At 59.5% G+C, this 19,598-nt stretch carries 19 protein-coding genes and 1 pseudogene; 5 read left to right on the top strand and 15 right to left on the bottom strand.

All coding sequences use genetic code 11. The features are described 5' to 3' along the window. Positions 1-71: 71 nt before the first annotated feature. Positions 72-1,142: an IS630 family transposase gene (locus EM6_RS09910; protein ID WP_126422388.1), complete on the top strand. Its 1,071-nt coding sequence runs from the start codon at positions 72-74 to the stop codon at positions 1,140-1,142. A gap of 11 nt (positions 1,143-1,153) precedes the next feature. Next, positions 1,154-2,083: pseudogene (locus EM6_RS09905) on the top strand (transposase); the annotation flags it as partial. Positions 2,084-2,285: 202 nt separating this feature from the next. On the opposite strand, the gene EM6_RS09900 reads toward EM6_RS09905, so the two are convergent. From EM6_RS09900 to EM6_RS09845, 12 genes are all read right to left on the bottom strand, one after another. Continuing rightward, complete coding sequence (locus tag EM6_RS09900) at positions 2,286-3,284, bottom strand: KpsF/GutQ family sugar-phosphate isomerase (RefSeq protein WP_126422386.1); 999 nt, start codon at positions 3,282-3,284, stop codon at positions 2,286-2,288. Between the two features lie 2 nt (positions 3,285-3,286). Beyond that, positions 3,287-4,018 (bottom strand): 3-deoxy-manno-octulosonate cytidylyltransferase, encoded by a 732-nt coding sequence (locus tag EM6_RS09895; RefSeq protein ID WP_126422384.1) that lies wholly within the window; start codon positions 4,016-4,018, stop codon positions 3,287-3,289. A gap of 1 nt (position 4,019) precedes the next feature. Then, complete coding sequence (gene kdsA, locus EM6_RS09890; RefSeq protein WP_126422382.1) at positions 4,020-4,880, bottom strand: 3-deoxy-8-phosphooctulonate synthase; 861 nt, start codon at positions 4,878-4,880, stop codon at positions 4,020-4,022. A 113-nt stretch (positions 4,881-4,993) separates the two neighbouring features. Next, positions 4,994-6,916 (bottom strand): sulfate adenylyltransferase subunit CysN, encoded by a 1,923-nt coding sequence (gene cysN / locus EM6_RS09885; RefSeq protein WP_126422380.1) that lies wholly within the window; start codon positions 6,914-6,916, stop codon positions 4,994-4,996. Continuing rightward, positions 6,916-7,830, bottom strand: coding sequence for a sulfate adenylyltransferase subunit CysD (cysD, locus tag EM6_RS09880; RefSeq protein ID WP_172961179.1), 915 nt, complete (start codon positions 7,828-7,830; stop codon positions 6,916-6,918). The genes cysN and cysD overlap by 1 nt, the downstream gene beginning before the upstream one ends. 106 nt (positions 7,831-7,936) lie before the next feature. Beyond that, positions 7,937-8,740, bottom strand: a complete 804-nt coding sequence (gene cysQ, locus EM6_RS09875; protein ID WP_126422378.1) for a 3'(2'),5'-bisphosphate nucleotidase CysQ — start codon at positions 8,738-8,740, stop codon at positions 7,937-7,939. A 78-nt stretch (positions 8,741-8,818) separates the two neighbouring features. Continuing rightward, entirely contained in the window at positions 8,819-9,979 is a 1,161-nt protein-coding gene (locus EM6_RS09870) for an AGE family epimerase/isomerase (protein WP_126422376.1), read from the bottom strand. A gap of 81 nt (positions 9,980-10,060) precedes the next feature. Next, the gene (locus EM6_RS09865; protein WP_126422374.1) at positions 10,061-10,945 is read right to left on the bottom strand and encodes a hypothetical protein; all 885 of its coding nucleotides are present in this window, start codon (positions 10,943-10,945) and stop codon (positions 10,061-10,063) included. A 2-nt stretch (positions 10,946-10,947) separates the two neighbouring features. Then, a complete protein-coding gene (locus EM6_RS09860; protein WP_126422373.1) occupies positions 10,948-11,715 on the bottom strand; it encodes a hypothetical protein in 768 nt (255 codons plus the stop codon). 88 nt (positions 11,716-11,803) lie between these two features. After that, the gene (locus tag EM6_RS09855; protein ID WP_126422371.1) at positions 11,804-12,787 is read right to left on the bottom strand and encodes a serine/threonine dehydratase; all 984 of its coding nucleotides are present in this window, start codon (positions 12,785-12,787) and stop codon (positions 11,804-11,806) included. 4 nt (positions 12,788-12,791) lie between these two features. After that, positions 12,792-13,394, bottom strand: a complete 603-nt coding sequence (locus EM6_RS09850; RefSeq protein ID WP_126422369.1) for a thymidine kinase — start codon at positions 13,392-13,394, stop codon at positions 12,792-12,794. 83 nt (positions 13,395-13,477) lie between these two features. Beyond that, positions 13,478-14,542 (bottom strand): NUDIX domain-containing protein, encoded by a 1,065-nt coding sequence (locus tag EM6_RS09845; RefSeq protein ID WP_126422367.1) that lies wholly within the window; start codon positions 14,540-14,542, stop codon positions 13,478-13,480. On the opposite strand from EM6_RS09845, the gene EM6_RS09840 reads away from it, so the two are divergent. Both EM6_RS09840 and EM6_RS09835 read left to right on the top strand, forming a co-directional pair. Further along, complete coding sequence (locus EM6_RS09840) at positions 14,541-14,744, top strand: hypothetical protein (RefSeq protein ID WP_126422365.1); 204 nt, start codon at positions 14,541-14,543, stop codon at positions 14,742-14,744. The genes EM6_RS09845 and EM6_RS09840 overlap by 2 nt on opposite strands. A 72-nt stretch (positions 14,745-14,816) precedes the next feature. Beyond that, complete coding sequence (locus EM6_RS09835) at positions 14,817-15,437, top strand: carbonic anhydrase (protein ID WP_126422363.1); 621 nt, start codon at positions 14,817-14,819, stop codon at positions 15,435-15,437. On the opposite strand, the gene vapC is transcribed toward EM6_RS09835, so the two are convergent. The 3 genes from vapC to EM6_RS09820 are packed head-to-tail and all read right to left on the bottom strand — an operon-like array spanning position 15,434 to position 18,150. Continuing rightward, a complete protein-coding gene (vapC, locus tag EM6_RS09830) occupies positions 15,434-15,838 on the bottom strand; it encodes a type II toxin-antitoxin system tRNA(fMet)-specific endonuclease VapC (RefSeq protein WP_126422361.1) in 405 nt (134 codons plus the stop codon). The two genes, EM6_RS09835 and vapC, sit on opposite strands and share 4 nt — an antisense overlap. After that, positions 15,838-16,059, bottom strand: a complete 222-nt coding sequence (vapB, locus tag EM6_RS09825) for a type II toxin-antitoxin system VapB family antitoxin (protein ID WP_126422359.1) — start codon at positions 16,057-16,059, stop codon at positions 15,838-15,840. Before vapB ends, vapC begins: the two co-directional genes overlap by 1 nt. 51 nt (positions 16,060-16,110) lie before the next feature. Continuing rightward, positions 16,111-18,150, bottom strand: coding sequence for an NAD(+) synthase (locus tag EM6_RS09820; RefSeq protein WP_126422357.1), 2,040 nt, complete (start codon positions 18,148-18,150; stop codon positions 16,111-16,113). Between the two features lie 241 nt (positions 18,151-18,391). Here EM6_RS09820 and EM6_RS09815 point away from each other — a divergent pair, with 241 nt between their 5' ends. Next, positions 18,392-19,594 (top strand): threonine ammonia-lyase, encoded by a 1,203-nt coding sequence (locus EM6_RS09815; RefSeq protein WP_126422355.1) that lies wholly within the window; start codon positions 18,392-18,394, stop codon positions 19,592-19,594. The last annotated feature ends 4 nt before the right edge of the window (positions 19,595-19,598 follow it).

Genomic DNA, 19,598 nt, shown 5'->3' with positions numbered 1-19,598 from the left:
TACCATAGTCGCTAGTGTACTGACACATTCATAGGATTCACAAGACGGCTCGGGTGTGCGAGTTTGGCTGCATGTCCCAAACCGTATCCGTTATCGTTTCCGCTGAAGACCAGGCGCGGCTGGCCGCGATTATCGCCGACAGAAGCCGGCCGCTCAAGCACATCCTGCGGGCCAAGATCGTCCTTTACTCGGCCGATCGGCTGACGGCGCTGGAGGTCTCGCGGCGGGCAGAAGTCAGTCGGCCCGCAGTGTGGCGTTGGCAGCGACATTACGCCGAAGGTGGCGTGGAGCGGCTGTTGCGCGAAGGTAGCCGCAAGCCAGGCCGGCAAGCCGTCCCCTTAGTGACCGTGGCCAAGATCGTGGCGATGACTTGCTCGGAGCCGCCCGGTGAAGTCACCCACTGGACCGGCCGAGCCATGGCCAAGGCTTCGGGCCTGTCGCTTCGAACCATTCAGCGCATCTGGGAAGCGCACGACCTTCAGCCCCACCGACTGCGTACTTTCAAGCGTTCCAAGGACCCTGCCTTCGCCGAGAAGGTCGAAGATATCGTCGGCCTCTACATGCATCCCCCCGCCCACGCTCTGGTCCTGTCCATCGACGAGAAGTCCCAGATCCAAGCGCTCGACCGCACCCAGCCTGGCCTACCGCTCAAGCCCGGCAAGTGCGGGACCATGACCCACGACTACAAGCGCCACGGGACCACAACCCTGTTCGCCGCTTTCAACGTGCTGGACGGGGTCGTCATCGGCCGCTGCATGCAGAAGCATACACACCAGGAGTTCATCCGCTTCCTGAACACCGTCGAGCGCGAGGTCCCCGCCGGTAAAAACATACACGCCGTCCTCGACAACTATGCCACCCACAAGCATCCCAAGGTCAGGGATTGGCTCGCGCGCCATCCTCGCTGGGTATTCCACTTCACTCCGACCTCCGGCTCGTGGCTCAATGCTGTCGAGAACTTCTTCTCCGTTCTCACAAGGCGTCGCATTCGGCGCGGCGTCTTCAAGTCTGTCATCGACCTTCAGGCCGCCATCAACCGATATCTCGCCGAACATAACCAAGACCCAAAGCCCTTCGTCTGGACCAAGCCCGCCAAGGAAATACTCGCCAAAATCGAGCGCCGACCTGTACCATCCGTTTGAGTCAGTGCAATAGGGATCGCGGCGGCGGTTACGGCGGGGCCGGGGCCAAGGCGCTACCCCAAGCGACACAAGTGGCGGATCGCTGGCATCTGATGGAGAATGCCAGCCAGGCATTCAGGGATGCCGTGCGGAAATCTATGCGCCAGGTCCGGGCGGCAATAGGCGCAACTGTAATCAATGCGGACTTGCTCACCTCCGCAGAACGGCTCCAATACGAAGGCTACCTTCGACGTGAAGATACCAACGCCACGATCCTTAAACAGTCGGAAAGCGGAGCTTCGATCCGAGAGATTTCCCGGGTTACCGGTCATAGCCGCGGTATGGTCAGGAAAATCTTGCGGGGCCAACGTTCGGACATTTTTCGCGTTCGTGAAAGCTCCCTTGAACTACACTTGCCATGGCTGGATGAACAATGGGTGGCCGGCCATCGAAATGGTGCCGAGCTTTGGCGACGTCTCAAAGCCTTAGGCTTCCAAGGTTCAATGCGGGTCGTTACCGAGTGGGCGACAAGGCGGCGACGTTCGGAAAAGGCCGACGCTGAAAGCTTACAGCGTGTTCCGTCGGCGAGGACCATTGCCAGGCTAATGACAGTGGGCCGAGATACCTTGTCGAAAGCGGAAACCTTGCTCGTCGCGGCTATCGAAGGCGGCGTTCCGTCACTTGTCGAAGCACGCGACCTTGTTGCGAAATTCCACACCATGATCCGCAAAAAGGCCATGGCTGAACTCGACCCCTGGGTCGAGCAAGCAAAAGCCAGCCTGATCACCTCGTTCGCTAACGGCGTAGCCAGGGACCGGGCGGCAGTTAGCGCGGCGATCTCCTCATCATGGTCCAACGGCCAGACAGAGGGACAGATCACTAAACTGAAGCTCGTGAAGCGCCAGATGTACGGCCGCGCCAAGATCGATCTTCTTCAGGCGCGGTTGGTGGATGTTTATTGAACCCGTTTGCACCAAAATTGCGTCAGAGCCCTTTTTGCACGCCGGTTCACACACCCGATGTGCTATCTGTGGAGGTCGGCGGCTCGGGTCGTCGCGCTACTGTATTTCTTGGCCGCCCACATAACAGAGATATGCGCGCGGTTTTATGCTGCTTACATAGTCTTGGAAAGTTATTTTAAAATAGAAATTTGAGTACCATTTGTTAAGCCACCCCGGCCCGCAGGATTTCGTGAAGGTGGATGACGCCGACAGGGCGGTCGTTTTCAACCGCAAACATTCCGGTAATGTTGCGTGCGTTCATTTCCGCCAGAAGCTGTGAGGCCAGCGTGTCCGGCGTGGTTACGCGCGGGGCTTTTGTCATCATCTCTGAAACGGCCCGATCAGTGAAGCCTTCACTGAAGGCGCGGCGCAGGTCACCGTCGGTGACAATACCGGTCAGGTGGCCCTCCGCATCCACCACGCCGGTCATGCCGTAGCGCTTTGAGGACATCTCGACAATGGCCTGAGACAGAGGGGTCTCCTCGCCCACCAGTGGCATGGCCTCGCCGCTGTGCATCAGGTCGCGCACCTTGAGCAGGCGTGACCCCAGCTTGCCACCCGGATGATACTGTCGGAAATCCTGCGCTGTGAACTTACGCATCGAGAGAAGCGCCACGGTAATGCAGTCGCCCATAGCCAGTTGCATGGTGGTAGAGGTGGTCGGCGCGAGACCATTGGGGCAGGCCTCGGCCATCTTCGGCAAGACCAGCGCGATATCGGCCGCAGAGCCCAGCGCGCTTTTGGCACCCGACGTAATCGCGATCAGCGGCACCTCAAAGCGGCGCGTATAGGCGATGATGTCGGCCAGTTCCGGCGCTTCGCCCGACCACGACAGGGCCAGCACCACGTCATTATTGCCGACCATGCCGAGGTCGCCGTGGCTGGCCTCCGCCGGATGCACAAAGTGCGACAGGGCCCCTGTCGAAGCCAGCGAGGCGGCGATCTTGCGCCCGATATGACCGGACTTACCCATACCGGTGACGATGATCCGCCCACCTTGCGCCTGCGCCTTCAGTATGGTGTCGATGGCGGCCTCGAAACGCTGCCCCAGTTCACCATCCAGCGCCTCACGCAAAGCGCTCAGGCCGGCGGTTTCTATCTCGACGGTCTGCTGTGCGGCCTGAAGGGCAGAGGTGGCCTCAAGGGCGGTTTCAAGAACCATGTTTATTGCTCTCTAAGGCGACGGCGCGCCTCTTCCAGATCGGCTAGGGTATCCACCCCCAGCGGTACCTCGGCCACCTCGACAGCGTCTATGCGCATACCGTGTTCAAGCGCGCGCAACTGCTCCAGCTTTTCGCGCTGTTCCAGCGGCGACGGGGCCAATGTCACGAAACGCTCCAAAGCCGAACGCCGCCAGCCATAAAGGCCGATATGATGATAGAGGGGCCCCTCGCCCCATGGTGCAGTGGCACGGGTAAAGTAGAGGGCGCGGAAGCGTCCCGGCGCAATCGGCGTCCCTACCATCTTGACCACGGATGAGGCATTGCGCTCTTGATCCGTGTGGATTTCGGCTACGGGCGTGGCGATATCCACTTCAGCGTCTTTCAGCGGCTCAAACACCGCGCGGATGGTCTCCGGGACCACGGTCGGCAGGTCGCCCTGCACATTGAGCAGGATGTCGTACTGACGATCAGGGTCGATGCGGGTGATAGCCTCATAGATACGATCCGAGCCCGACGGGTGCTCAGGCTTCGTCATCACGGCGTTGCCGCCAACGGCGCGGATGGCCTCGGCGATGTCCGGCGTGTCCGTGGCGACCCAGACGGGGGCCAGATCAGCCTCGATGGCGCGTCGCCACACGGCCACGATCATCGGTTCGCCATTGAGGTCTGCCAACGGCTTGTTCGGCAGTCGGGTCGAGGCCATGCGCGCCGGGATGAGGATGACCGGCTTCATCTTAGTGGGCGGAGTCCCGCGCCGTGATGGCCTTAGCCACCTGATCAATGGCCATCAGGTCGCGCATCAGGCCTTCGAACGACGCCAACGGCACCATATTCGGGCCGTCGGAGGGCGCATTATCCGGGTCCGGATGGGTTTCGATAAACAGGCCGGCGACACCGACGGCGACCGCCGCGCGCGCCAGCACCGGCACGAATTCGCGCTGACCGCCAGAGGAGCCGCCCAGACCGCCGGGCTGCTGCACCGAGTGGGTGGCATCAAAGATCACGGGCGCCCCGGTCGAGGCCATGATCGGGAGGCCGCGGAAGTCCGACACCAGCGTGTTGTAGCCAAAGCTGGTGCCGCGATCACACAGGAGCACGTTCGGATTGCCACCCAGTACGATCTTGTCGAGCACATTCTTCATGTCCCAGGGGGCGAGGAACTGCCCCTTCTTGACATTGATGGCGCGGCCCGTGGCAGCGGCCGCCAGCAGCAGGTCCGTCTGACGGCAGAGGAAGGCCGGGATTTGCAGCACATCGACGGCTTCGGCCACCGGGGCGCATTGTTGCGACTCGTGCACGTCGGTGAGGACGGCAAGACCAAGGCTCTCACGGATTTCCGCAAAGATGGGCAGAGCGTCCTTAAGGCCGATACCGCGCGCCGCCTTAGCCGAGGTACGGTTGGCCTTATCAAACGAGGTCTTGAAGATGATGCCAAAGCCGAGACGCTCGGAGATTTCTTTTAGCGCCGACGCCACTTCCAGCGCGTGCTCGCGGCTTTCCAATTGGCAGGGCCCGGCAATGACCGAGATCGGCAGGTGATTGCCGAACTTGGCAGAGGCAAGTTCGACGACGGGATTGGCTCGCAATTCGGACATGGCTGTACTCCAGAGACAGTTGCGGTCTAGTGCATAACGCGCAGCAATTCAACCCGCCGCTTAGGCGCACAGACATGGGGCTATTGGCCGCCGATTACAAGTCGCCGCCGCCATCAGATGACGTAGGTCGGCTCCAACGGCAGATAGCCGTTTTCAAACAGCCACTGGAAGATGCGTTCGGCCTCGACCTCGGGCGCCTCACCGTTTTTCGCCACCACGATTTCCGGATTTTCCGGGGCCTCATAGGGGCTATCGATACCGGTGAAGTTAGGGATCTGTCCAGCGCGTGCCTTTTTATACAGACCCTTGACGTCGCGAGCTTCGGCAATCTCCAGCGGTGTGGCGACGTGGATTTCGACGAACTCGCCCTCTTGCAGCAGTTCACGCGCCATCTGACGCTCAGCGCGGAAAGGCGAGATGAAGGAGACGAGCGTAATCAGACCGGCCTCGGTCATCAGTTTGGAAACCTCGGCCACGCGGCGGATGTTTTCCACGCGGTCGGCGTCCGAGAAGCCCAGATCCTTGTTCAGCCCGTGGCGCACATTGTCGCCATCCAGCAGGGTCGTGTGATAGCCAAGACTGAGCAGCTTCTTTTCGACCAGATTGGCGATGGTCGATTTGCCCGCGCCCGACAGGCCGGTGAACCACAGAACCGCTGGCTTCTGCCGCTTGATGCCCGCCCGCGCCTCTTTGGAAACCTCCAGCGCCTGCCAGTGCACATTGCTGGCGCGACGCAGGGCGTGGTCGATCAACCCTGCCCCGAGGGTCAGATTCGAGATACGGTCAATCAGGATAAAGGCCCCCGTCGCCCGATTGTCCGCATACGGATCGAAGGCGATGGGCGACTGCGCCGCGATGTTGACGGTCGCAACTTCATTGAGCTTCAGCGTCTTCGCCGCCAGCTTTTCAAACGAATTGACGTCGGTCTTGTGGCGGATGTCGGTGACGGTTGCCGTGACCGTGCGCGCGCCGATCTTGAGCAAATAGGGGCGTCCCGGCAGTAGCTCGTCTTCGTTCATCCAGATCAGGCTGGCCTGAAACTGCTCGCACACCTCCGGGCGGGCTTGCGGGGCGGCCAGGATATCACCGCGCGAAATGTCGATCTCGTCTTCGAGCGTCAGGGTGACGGCTTCATCGGCCCCGGCCTCTGGCAATTCGCCGTCATAGGTCACGATGGCCTTGACGCGCGAGGTCTTGCCGGAACTGGCCACCACGACCTGATCGCCCGGACGCACCATGCCCGACGCGATGGTGCCGGAAAACCCTCGGAAGTTCAGGTCTGGGCGGTTGACCCACTGCACCGGCAGCCGGAAGGGTTTCTGCGTCTCGTCGCGGTTGATCTCAACGGTTTCAAGATGCTCCACGAGCGTCGGGCCCTCATACCAGCCGAGGTTTTCGCTGCGATCCAGCACATTGTCGCCAAAGCGCGCCGACAGAGGAATCGACACCAGCGTCTCAAAGCCGAAATCAGCGGCAAAGGCGCGATAGTCCGCTGTGATCTGCTCATAGACCGCTTGAGAATAATCCATCAGGTCGATCTTGTTGACCGCCAGCACGACGTGCTTGATGCCCAGAAGCGAGACGATGAACGAATGCCGGCGCGTCTGGGTCAATATACCCTTGCGCGCATCAATCAGGATCACGGCGAGGTCGGAATTGGACGCCCCTGTGGCCATGTTGCGCGTATATTGCTCATGACCCGGCGTATCGGCGACGATGAACTTGCGCTTTTCGGTGGTGAAGAAGCGATAGGCCACGTCGATGGTGATGCCTTGTTCGCGCTCGGCCTGAAGCCCATCGACCAGCAGCGCCAGATCAATCTCCTCACCCACCGTGCCGAAGCGTTTGGAGTCTTTTTCCAGACCCGCCAACTGGTCCTCAAAGATCAGCTTGGTGTCGTAGAGCAGACGACCGATCAGGGTCGATTTGCCGTCATCAACGCTGCCGCAGGTCAGAAAGCGCAGCAGGCTCTTTTTCTCATGCGCCGCCAGATAGTCGGTGAAGGCCGCGGTGTCGATCTTGTCCAGAGCGTTCATCAGAAATAGCCCTCACGCTTCTTCTTTTCCATCGAGCCGGCTTCATCGTGGTCGATCAGGCGCCCCGATCGCTCAGAGGTCCGAGCCACCAACATTTCCGCCACGATCTCTTCCAGCGTTGTGGCTTCGGATTCGATAGCCGCTGTCAGCGGATAGCAACCCAGCGTGCGGAAGCGGACATTGCGGATTTCAGGGGTTTCACCGGGTTCGAGCGGCAGGCGCTCATCATCAACCATGATCCACTGGCCGCCACGGCGCACCACCGGACGCGGGGCCGAGAAATACAACGGCACGATCGGGATATTCTCGACAAGGATATATTGCCAGATGTCGAGTTCGGTCCAGTTGGACAGCGGGAAGACTCGGATCGACTCACCCGGCTTGATGCGGGCATTGTAGAGGTTCCACAGTTCCGGCCGCTGGTTCTTGGGATCCCAGCCGTGGTTCTGCGTGCGGAAGGAGAAGATACGTTCCTTGGCCCGCGACTTTTCTTCATCGCGCCGCGCGCCGCCGAAGGCCGCATCGAAACCATGCGCCGTCAGGGCCTGCTTGAGCGCATCGGTCTTCATGATACCGGTGTAGACCGAGCTGCCGTAGTCAAACGGATTGACGTTATCGCGCACGCCGTCGGCATTGGTGTGCTTGAGCAGGGTCAAACCGAGCCGCGCCGCCGTATCGTCACGGAATTTGATCATCTCCCGGAACTTCCACGTCGTGTCGATGTGCATCAGGGGGAATGGTGGCTTTGAGGGATAAAAGGCCTTCAGCGCCAGATGCAGCATGACCGACGAATCCTTGCCGATCGAATAGAGCATGACGGGGTTTTTAAACTCCGCTGCCACTTCGCGCATGATATGGATCGACTCGGCTTCCAGTCGCCGCAGGTGAGTCAACCGGTCAGGGGTAATCGACATGCCTTGCCACACTCTTTTCGCGGACCACGCGGTCCGTTCTCTTGTCCGGCTTTTACGAAGGAAGACTTACGCGGACAAACGTAAAAGCGTGGCGGCACGATTCAGCCTAACTAATCTTTTTAAGTCCCGTATCCCCATAGGCAATGAAGTAGGGATTAGCAAAATCGGTTGCATCCGCACGCGCGCGTTTGCCGTAGGTGAGTGGCTGCCCATCCAACGTGGTGACCAGACCACCGGCCGCGCGCAAGACGGCATCGCCGGCTGCCGTATCCCATTCCATGGTGCGACCATGACGGGGATAAAGATCGGCCGTGCCTTCGGCCACGCGACAGAATTTCAGAGACGATCCCGCCGCCACAAAATCATTGACCACATATTGCCTCAGCCACGCACTGGTCTCTTCGCTGCCATGCGAACGGCTGCCGATGGCAGTCACAGCGGTTGGGGCCTGGCGCACACGAATGGCCTGCTGCGTGCCAATGACGCCAGCCTGGACAGTGGCCCGGAAGGCGCCCTTACCCTGCGCGCCCCAGAAGATTTCCCCCAGAGCCGGGGCATAGACGACGCCGGCCACCGGCGCGCCTTCTTCGATCAGGGCGATATTGACCGTGAATTCGCCATTGCGGGAGATAAATTCGCGCGTGCCATCCAGCGGATCGACCAGATAGAAGACCTTGTCTGTCTCAGGAACTTCACCTTTGGACACGGCCTCTTCGGCAACGACAGGAATCTCCGGCGCAAGCTTTGCCAGTTCAGCCAGAATGATCGCTTCGGCCGCTCCATCGGCCTCCGTTACGGGCGAGGCATCCGACTTGGTATCGACAGAAAAGCCCGCCTTATAGATATCCATAATCTTCGCCCCGGCCTTCAGCGCAATCAAGGTGAGCAGGATAAGCGGGGTTTCGGACATGCAACAACTCCAGACAAGCTTACGAGCTTTTAGAGCGGCGTGAGCGCACACTCAAGCCCGTAAGCCGTCTCTTAAGTCTCACATTTCAACGCGGAAGGTTTCGTCGATGGCGCAGATGATGTGATAAAGGGTTGAGGCCGGAGCGGGCTCCTGTACGAAGCTGCCATCCGGGTTCATCTTGTCGCGATAAAGCCCGCGCACCGGTGCATCGAAATAGAGTTCAAGACCTTCGGTGCCCTTGATCAGCTTTTCGACATAGCCCGCCTTTTCTTCCGGTGTGGCCGCGATGGACTGCAAGGCGACATAGGCCTTCATACGCTCAGTCTGGGCCCACAAGCGCGCCTTGTTGTCCTTGACTGAAAAATCGTCCCACAGCTCGAACACCGTCGCGTTGCGCTCATGATCCGTGCCGAAGTCTTCCGCGATTTCGACCAGTCGCTTGGCGGGCGCAATAAACTTATCATCGCCACTGATAGCCGCCCAGCGCACCAGCAACCACGCCCATTCAAACTGATGGCCCGGCTCGATGATGCGGCCCATCTCGCCTTCCAGCGGGTTCCAGTCGCCGTCGAAATATTCGCGAAGCGAGCCATTTTCCGGGTGCAGGAACTTGTCGAGGCAAAGCTGCGCGATTTCGCCCGCAATCTCTTTCCAAACGCCGTCACCACCGGCTTCGATCCAGGCCAGTGAGGCCTCGAACATGTGCATATGCGGATTGGTTTTCAGCGGCAGGGTGCGCGGATTGGCTTCTTCAAAGCCCCGCACCGGGTGCTTGTAGGTGGTCATCAGCGTATCGCGGATGGCGATGGCCTTTTGTTCAAGGCTCTTGTCGTGCGGGCGCACCCTAAAGGCCGAAGCATAGGCCAGCAGCGCAAAGGCGTGGTCGTAGAAGTCGAACTCGGCCTTCACGACCTCGCCCTGCGGCGTCAGAACGGCATAGACCAAACCACCGGGTGCGGCCGCCGGACCGCTCAGCCAGTTCAGCCCCGCGTCAATGACCGTATCGACGTCACCCGCGTAGCTCATCTGTCTGGCCAGCGCATAGGAATAGACCTGACGGGCGGCCACGCGCGTGCGGCGGTTGACATCGGCCGGAGTCCCATCAAGCGCGAGGGTTTCAAAGACACCGCCCTTGGCCTTATCGACGCCCGTATCGCGCCAGATCGGCAGGGCCGCGTTAAACAGCCAGTCTTTCAGCCGCGCCTTCGCTTCGGTTAGCGCCTTCGCCGTATCGCTCATATTCTATCCTTAAAAAAAATAATCAAAATAGGCCTGACACAGATAACGGAAGCCGTGGGTCTGGCTCAAGCGCAATTCCTTTTATTTTTGGGCGGGGGCCGCCATTTCGAAACGGATCGCCAGGGTCTTGCCTGAGCCACCTGACGGTGCGCTGCTCGAAGACTGGCTCACCGACACCAAACGCAACAAAGGTTCGCCGCCCTGCGGTTGGTTTTTTAACTGACCCAGGACAGGCTGCGCTGTTAGCAATGCCTGATGAAACACGACTGACCGTTCCAGAGACAGGGCCTGCGCGGCCCGGCCTTCTGTGATCGCGGCATTGATGTTGGCGTAGGCTACAATCGTCACAAGGTTCATTTTCGGGGTTTCCGGACAATTTGAGACACTCACCCCATAGGCCATGCACGGGAGCCGGGCGGCCAGACCGCGCGCCAGTTCCGCAACCGCCGTCCGGCCCTCATCGGTCAGGGTAGCTGTGCCCGTAGTGAAGAGGCGATCCGCGTCGAAACTTGTCGAACCATCCGACAGATTGACACTGGCCGATGGCACCGCCGAGCCAATATCGCCATTGAGCGATGAGGCGAACAGAGCCTGAGCGGCGGCGATTCTTTGCGTAGTCTCATCCGTATTGCGGCCAGGCGTTACGGCGGAATAGGCAAAGCAGCGTCGATCCCCTGTCGCACCCGCTTCCAGTAGGTCCGTGTCTTTCAGACAGACAATTCTGTTTCTGTTATCTACCTCTATCTCGGCCTGACGCGCGCGCAGATCGGTGGCGACTTGCATCAGCGCCGTCGTCTGAGCGTCCTTGGCGCTGATCAGTTCTTCGGTCGTATCCCTAAAATGCAGGGCGAAATAGGCCAGCATGATGATGAAGATGAACAACACCCCGACCATCAGATCGGTCATGGAGACGTAATAGCTTTCGCCTTCCTCCAGTTCGCGGGCGCGCCGATGCCGAAACCGCATGTTCAGACCCCCGGACGCACAAGTGCGGCTTCAAGCCGTTTCAGGCTCTTGAGCTGTTCCGGTGAGACCTTTTCGGGGGGCATAAAGCCAACACAGCCGTCCAGTGCCACAAACAAACCGGCCTCAGCGGTCTCGATCGCCTGTCGGCGGAAGCGCGCGACAACACGCAGTATGATCGAGGCCAGTACCCCCGCAATCGAGGTCCAGAATTTGGTCGCAGCAATAGCCAGAAGCCCCATAAGAGCGGATTGCATGGCGCCGCCGCCATTGCCTGTACGCATGGCCGAGGTCGCCTCAGACAGGGCCGCGACGATGCCGAGAAAGGTCACTACCAGGCCCACAGCCACCAGAATATTCGCCCACCATTCAAGCGCGCGCGCGGGCTCATCAAGGCGGTCAAAGGCTTCCGCCGCTCGAATGGAGGTCACAAAGCCTTCGCCTTCGCTATCGACCAGCAGGCTGCGATAATTGGCCCAGCCCAAGACCAGCGCGGCCGAAGCGTGCCCATCACGGGCCGTACCGGAAAAGCGTGTATCTATTTTGGCAAACTGATCGAGAAAGGCCTGACGCGCACCGGGTCCCGCCAGACCTGTCAGCAGATTCCAGCGGTCGCGGATTTCATTCAACAGGGGCCTGTAGGCCTTGAAACCGGAATAGACGATCAAACCTATGGCAAAGAGCAGGATGGCTGCGGCGAACAGAAGGGCGACGCCCGGCGCCCCAAACGTCATGACAACAAGTCGGGTAACAGGGTCTATATTCGCGGCCATGACATCTCCTTCGATGGGCACTCTGTTACGGCCAAATGTGGCTAAAACCGGCATCAGGATATAAGGATGTGATGTCCTTCGTAGAGACTTACCAGGGGAGAGTCAAAAGCCGATCCTCAGCCCATGTTTGTCTGTGTGTATCCGCGCCGATATTGCCACCCGACAGTATGACCAAAACCGTGCGCGGAGCCGGTTGGGTTTTTAACCACTGTGCCACCCCGGCCATACACATGGCTGAGGTAGGCTCGATGGTCAGCTTTAGCAGGTGCGTCAACCACTGTGTCCAGCGGATGATGTCGGACTCATCGACTTCGAAAAACCCATCAATCTGACGCAGATAAAACAGGGTACGCTCCGACACGGCCAGTGTCCGCACACCGTCCGCTATAGTCATGGGCGTCTCGGTCAAACGTACAATCTCTCCGCTTTGCACCGACCTGTGGGCGTCATTGGCCATCGAGGGCTCACAGGCAAAAACCTTCGCCTGCGGCCGCGCCAGTCGGGTGGCCAGCCATGTCCCCGACATCAACCCACCGCCTCCACACGGCGCAAAGACGGCATCGGCCTCAACGCCGTCCTGGAGGGCTTCCAGACAGGCCGTGCCCTGCCCCGCAATGACGTGCGGATTGTCATAGGGATGGACGAAGGTGGCACCGCGCTCGATATAGTCGGCAACAGCGGCTTCGGCGGCCTGACGCGTTTCGGTCACCACCACCTCCGCCCCGCAGGCACGGGTGGCGGCAATTTTGAGACCCGATGCCTGTTTAGGAATAAATATGGTGGCCTTGACCCCCAAGGCGCGGGCGGCATAGGCCACGGCCTGTGCGTGGTTTCCGGAGGAAAAGGCACACACCTGATCGGACAGGGCGTTCTGTTCTTTCAAAGTCCACAGCGTGTTAGTCGCGCCCCGTAGCTTGAAAGCCCCAATTTTTTGCAGGTTTTCTGCTTTGAAGACAACACGGTGTCCCAAGGCTTTGTTTAAGGTATCCGACTGAATCAGGGGCGTTCGGTGCACCTGCCCTGTAATCCGCGCCTGAGCCGCAGCAATGTCTTCAGGCCGGATATCGTTCATGGGCTCAAACCTCCGCTTTGTTCGGCGTTATCAGCGCCTCACGTCTGGCTATCTGTTGCAACTCAGAGAACCAGTGCCGATTGCACCTGGGCTCATAAATATCATTATGCCCCAGTTGTATCTCTGCCTCGTCTTCAACCTTTTTGAAGGTTTTATGAGCCGGTTGCCCACAGACGGCGCAATGCGAGCGCAGTTTCACGACCTCATCGGCCATGGCCATCAGCAACCCGGTAACCGCAAAAGCCTCACCCTTCCAGTTGGTATCGAGCCCGGCCGCCACCACATCTGTGCCCGATTCCAACAGGCATTTCACGACTTCAACAACATCACGGTCCATATCCTGAAAGAACTGCACTTCATCGAAGCACACCAGATGGGCTTCACGAAAGCGTGGCTCGATATCGGAAAAGGCGTGAAGGACCACAGCTTCAGCCGCCAGACCATCATGTGTAATCACCTCGGTGCGCGAATAGCGCACATCGAACGCCGTCTTGACGACCAGCACATCCTTGCCTTCGCCGTTACGCGCCCACAGGATGCGCTTCAAAAGCTCGGTCGTCTTGCCGGCAAACATCGGGCCGCAAATCACCGTCAACCGGCCATACATCTCAACCGCCTCCTGACACCTTACGAATCAATAATAGTGTACACACGCGCTGTCTAAGCTTCACCGCAAATCAGCGCTTCACCTCAGGCGTCTGTGGAGAGGAAATGATGCAACATCAGATAATGGTCCTCGAACATGTGGGCGCGCATTTTCAAAGCGCAGTCTACGCCGGTCCATTTCAGTGCTGCCGCATCGTCTCCGGCTTCGAGTGCGGGCAAATCCATGCCGCTGAGATCAAAATAAAACACATGGCTGATGGTGCGGCCGCGCGCGCTACGTTCCGGTTGATCAAAGACGCGCTGGCCTTTAAGGCGCTGAAGAGCTTGCCTCTCTGACAAAGACAGACCCGTCTCCTCTTGTAACTCGCGCAAGGCCGCGGCAAACACGGTTTCATGTGGGTCGAGAAAGCCGCCGGGTAAGGCCCACTGTCCGCGCCCCGGCAGTCCGCCGCGCTTTATCAGAAGGACACGATCATCTTTGCGGATCAGCGCATCGACCGTCACATGCACCGGCGGATAGGGGGCGACGGACCAGCTTTGGTGATAGGCTTCGATATAGGCGTGTTCCTCCGCCAGGGCGCGGTAGGTGTCGGCATCCAGCACCCTGTCCATCACCCGACGAACCTGCTCACCGACATCGATGAAGGTGTCTCCGTTCAGCCATGCGGCACGCTGGACCGCTGTCTTCTGTGATATTTCAGGATCGGCAAGAGTTAACTCACTCACCCAAAGACCCTGCAATTCATCGCCATAACCCGCATCGAAAGACAGGAGAGGTGCGTTTTCGCCGATAGCCGTCAATTGCACCACCCGCTCTGCCGGCAACAGCGCGTCTTCGATGGCCACGGCTTCAAACCCCACTGATTGCAACATGACAACCTGTTCTTCCGCCGTAAACGGATAGCGGCTGGAACGCGGCATATGGGCACCAACGACAACGACGATCAGATTGCCCTCACCGCGCCAGTCTTCAAGCGCCCGTACATGGTCATCCGATAGCGGATGAAACCGCCCCACAGCCAGTCGTAAAGATGCGCTTTTCGTCATGTCTGCCTCTCCATTGGCACGACCATAGCCAACACAAAAAGACTTGTCAGTTTCCTTTCCCTGATTAATGGTATTAACCATTCGGGCGGGGAGGCGTGACATGCAGGACACCTATAAGGCAACGACACGTATCGAGCCGCTGAAATGGCTGATTGCCGCGCTGGAAACCGTTCTGGGCCTGATGGGGGCTCTGGTCCTGATCCTTTATTTCTACACCGGTTCCTTTGCCGGGGCGGGTCAGAAGCTTGATGCCGGGCTGAAAGCCATCTGGCTGTTCGTTGCCCCATTTGTCGGCCAGGGCTGAAAAAATAAAAAGTATTGACCCAACGGCACAACTGCCGTTTAAGCCGCCCAAAATCATATGAAAGAGGCTGGCATGGTTGAGAACCTGATCGAGAATAACCGCCGCTGGTCGCGCGAAAAAACCCGCGTCGATCCGGACTTCTTCTCGCGTCTGGTGCGTCAGCAGCATCCCGAATATCTGTGGATCGGCTGTTCCGACTCGCGTGTGCCGGCCAATGAAATCGTCGATCTCGATCCGGGCGAACTGTTCGTGCACCGCAATGTCGCCAATCTGGCCCCGCAACAGGACGCCAACTATCTCAGCGTCCTGCAATACGCGGTCAATGTCCTGAAAATCAAACACGTACTGGTCGTCGGCCATTATGGCTGCGGAGGGGTGCGGGCGGCGATTGAATCCACCGATCACGGCCTGATCGACCACTGGCTGTCCCCGATCCGCGACGTCGCTCACGAGCACCGGCATGAGCTGGAGGCCTGCGATAATCAGGAATCGCGCGTCGATCGTCTGTGCGAGCTGAACGTGATCGCTCAGGTGCGCAATGTCGCCACCAACCCGATCATCCTCCATGCTTGGCGCGAAGGCCAGCCCCTGTCCATCCACGGCTGGGTCTATTCCATCGCCAATGGTCTGGTCACCGATATGAATATCTCGGTGCGCAATCTGGCCGAACGCGAGCGCCTGTTCGGAATCTAATCCGCGAGCCAGTCTTCACAGCGCAGTCCGTCAACCCGGCGAAACTCACCCAGATTGCCCGTGACCACGATCAGGCCGCGACTGCGGGCGTGACCGGCGATCAGCACATCATACCCGCCGATCATGCGCCCCTGCCGTTCCAGAACCGCACGGATATCTGCGGCATGATCAGCGGCAACGGCATCAAACGGCAGAACGTCGAGGCGGCTGGCGAAATTTTCCACCGCCTGACGATGGTCCAGCGGACGGGCAGATTTCGCCGCCCCATACAAAAGCTCGTTCAGAACGATGGTCGAGAGACACATGCCCGCGGCTTCGGCATTGAAACGCTCGCGCAAGGCCGCGGGTCGATCACGCAGCACGCGGATACACAGATTGGTATCGAGCATATAACGCAGCATCAAAAGCTTTCGCGCGTTTGAAGCGATGGCTGCTCGCGTTCCGACAACTCTATGCCTTTCGCCGCAAAGAAATCGTCCCAGACGGCATTGGCGGGTACGATAATCCGACGCTGGCCTTCACGCAGGATGGTGACTTCGCGAACGCCCTCCGGAAAGGCGACATCCTTCGGCAAACGGACGGCCTGTGTGCGGTTGGACTGGAACAGCGTGGTCTGGGTCATAACAGCCTCTTGGATATACGCATTATATATACAGAGTGCGTTCGATGCAAACTATTCGGAGGGCACGTTCGCCCTCAACTCCTCCAGCCACAGGGTAGCGGTGGAATCCGATGGGGCGCGCCAGTCACCCCGCGGGCTCAGAGCCCCGCCGGAGATCAGTTTCGGACCATTGGGCACGGCCGAGCGCTTGAATTGCGAAATCGTGAAAAAGCGGAACAGGAAGACCTCCATCCACGTGCGTATCTCCGCGATGCCATAGGCGCGGCGGTCGGCTTGCGGATAGTCGGGTGGCCAGTCGCCGGCGGCCCCATCCTTCCACGCCTGATACTGGAGGAAGGCGATCTTGGAGGGCTTCAGGCCATAGCGCGTCAGATAGTAGAGGGTGAAGTCCTGTAGCGGATAGGGGCCGACCTTGTCTTCGGTGCGCTGAGCCTGACCATTCTGGACCGGCACCAGTTCCGGCGAAATCTCACGCTCCAAGACCGAGCGCAGCACACGCGCGGCCTTTGCATCAAACTCGGTGCGCGCGGCCCAGCGGATCAGGTGCTGAATCAGGGTCTTAGGCGCACCACAATTGACATTGTAGTGGCTCATATGGTCACCCACACCATAGGTGCACCAGCCGAGCGCCAACTCGGATAAGTCCCCTGTGCCCACAACAAACCCGCGATGCTGACCGGCCAGCCGGAACAGGAAGTCGGTACGCAAGCCGGCCTGTACGTTTTCAAACACCACATCATAGACAAGCTCACCCTGACCATAGGGGTGACCAATATCCATCAGCATACGTTTTGAGGCGGGTCGAATGTCGATTTCTTCGGCCGTGACGCCAAGGGCGCGCATCAGCTTATGTGCGTCGGATTTCGAGCCCGACGTCGTACCGAAGCCCGGCATAGTGTAGCCCCGAATTCGCGAGCGCGGCCGCCCCAGACGGTCAAAGGCCTTGCATGCCACGATCAGGGCATGGGTGGAGTCGAGCCCGCCCGACACGCCGATGACGACGCTTTCCGATTGCGTGCTCTCAATGCGACGCATCAGACCGTGCACCTGTATATTGAAGGCCTCGAAACAGTCTTCGTCCAGACGGTCGCGGTCATTAGGCACGTAAGGAAAGCGATCCACCGTGCGATAAAAGTCAGTCAGGGTATGCGGCTTATGATCGAACAGACAGGTTTGTACCGATCCCGTCGCACTGATCCGCTGCGCATCACCGAAGGTCGCCGTGCGCAGGCGCTCCTGTGCAATGCGCTCCACATCGACATCGGCGAAAGTCAGGGTATCGCTGGCGAAGCGTTCCCCTTCGGCCAACAGCGTCCCCAACTCATAAACCAGTGATTGCCCATCCCAGGCGAGGTCAGTGGTCGATTCCCCAGGCCCGGATGCGCTGAAGGCATAGGCGCACATCAGGCGCTCAGAGGTTGCCTCGCAGATACGCTTGCGTACCCGCGACTTACCCACCGTCACAGGCGAAGCCGACAGGTTGACGATCACCGTCGCCCCGGCCAACGCCAACCGCGTCGAAGGCGTGTCCGGTGACCACATGTCCTCGCAGATTTCGACGCCCAGTGTGAAACCCGCATCACCGCGCGCCTGAAACACCTGATGGCTGGTCACCGGCACCGTCACACCGCCGATTTCGAGTCGGGTATTCAGCGCGTGACCGCTGGCGAACCAGCGCTTCTCATAAAACTCACGATAGTTGGGCAGAAAGGTCTTGGGCACCAGCCCCAGCAGCGCGCCTCCCTGAATCACCGCCGCGCAATTATACAGCGCGCCTTCGATCCACAACGGCACCCCACAGACGACAATGGCGCGCCAGTCTTGCGAGGCGGCAATCAGGGCCTCCAGAGCCGCCTTCGCCGCGTCCTGAAGCGTCTGTTGCAGGAAGAGGTCCTCAAGCGTGTAGCCGGTCAGGCTTAATTCGGGAAACAGGACGACATCCGCCCCGGCTGCATCAGCCTTGTGCGCCAGTTGCACGTGCTCGGACAGGTTCGCCCTGGGGTCGGCAATGTGCACATCGGGCGTCGCACAGGCGATCCGCACAAAACCATGCGAAGCGGGCGAATAAAAGTTTTTGCCGGAATTTGCCATTTTTGCCTCACGCGATGAACGCTATGAGCCGATATAGGCGCTTTTTGGAAAAACCAACACACCTCATTTCAGCAAATGCGCGTAAATTTGATAATATGCGACACTGACGATCTTCAGATTTGAAATAATAGTCTCATTTGAAACTTATAACGGCATTTACCCAGCCATAACCCCCTTTTTGACTTGGGTTCCGGGGGATGGGTCTGATATGGGAACACACCTGTCATCGTGTGTGTCCGTCATGAGCCTCAATCTAGAAACGATCCAAGCCGCCGCCGGTCGGTTAAAGGGTCATATCGTCGAAACCCCCTGCGCCTTTTCGCAGAAGCTGAGCGCGCTGACGCGCAGCCAGTTGTGGATCAAGTACGAGAACCAGCAATATACCTCGGCCTTCAAGGAACGCGGCGCGCTCAATAAGCTGGCGACGCTCAGCGCTGAGGAACGCGCGCGCGGCGTCTATGCGGCCTCGGCCGGCAATCACGCTCAGGGCATCGCCTACCATGCCCAGCGGCTCGGCATCCCCGCCACCATCGTCATGCCGCACGGCACCCCCTTTGTGAAAGTACAGAAGACTCAAGCCTATGGGGCGCGCGTGGTCATCGAAGGCGCGACCTATGACGATGCTTCGGCCCATGCGCAGACCCTGTGCCGGGACGCCAGCGCCGTCTATGTGCACCCGTTCAACGATTACGACGTGATGGCCGGACAGGGGACGCTGGCCATCGAAATGCTGGAGGCTGTGCCGGACCTCGACGTGCTACTGGTGCCGATCGGCGGCGGCGGGCTGATCGCCGGTATGGCGACGGCGGCCAAGGCGCTGAAACCCTGGATCAAGATCATCGGCGTCGAAGCGGCCATGTACCCCTCATTCGCGGCCAAGCGGCGCGGCCTGAACATGCCGACGGGCGGTTCGACCATCGCCGAAGGCATTGCTGTGCGCGATGTGGGCGAACTGAGCTTTGCCGTCGCCAATCCACTGATCGATGATGTGCTGGTCATTGATGAGGCCGATTTTGAGCGCGCCATCGCCGCCTTCGTCAATGTCGAAAAGACCGTGGCCGAAGGGGCCGGTGCCGCGGGTCTGGCCGCCGTCATGCGCTATCCGGAAAAGTTCGAAGGGCAAAAGGTCGGCCTGATCCTGTGTGGCGGCAATATCGACATGCGCCTGCTGGCCTCGGTGCTGCAACGCGAGCTGGTGCGCGAAAAGCGGCTGGTCACCTATCGTATTCTGGGCGACGATCGGCCGGGCATGTTGTCGCTGATGGCCGATGTTATTTCGCGCAAGGGCGGTAACATCGTCGATGTGGCGCACAATCGTCTGGTGCTCGACGTGCCCGCCAAGGGGGCTGAGTTCGACATACTGGTGGAAACGCAGGACGCCCGCCACGCCCATGAAATCGCCGATGGCCTGCGCGCCACGGGCTATGCGCTGAGAATGGAATAGAGGA

Origin of the sequence: Asticcacaulis excentricus (assembly GCF_003966695.1) — a bacterium.
Classification (GTDB): domain Bacteria; phylum Pseudomonadota; class Alphaproteobacteria; order Caulobacterales; family Caulobacteraceae; genus Asticcacaulis; species Asticcacaulis excentricus_A.
The sequence above is the reverse complement of the archived record's forward strand: the minus strand, read 5'-3'. Positions and strand labels throughout refer to the sequence as shown.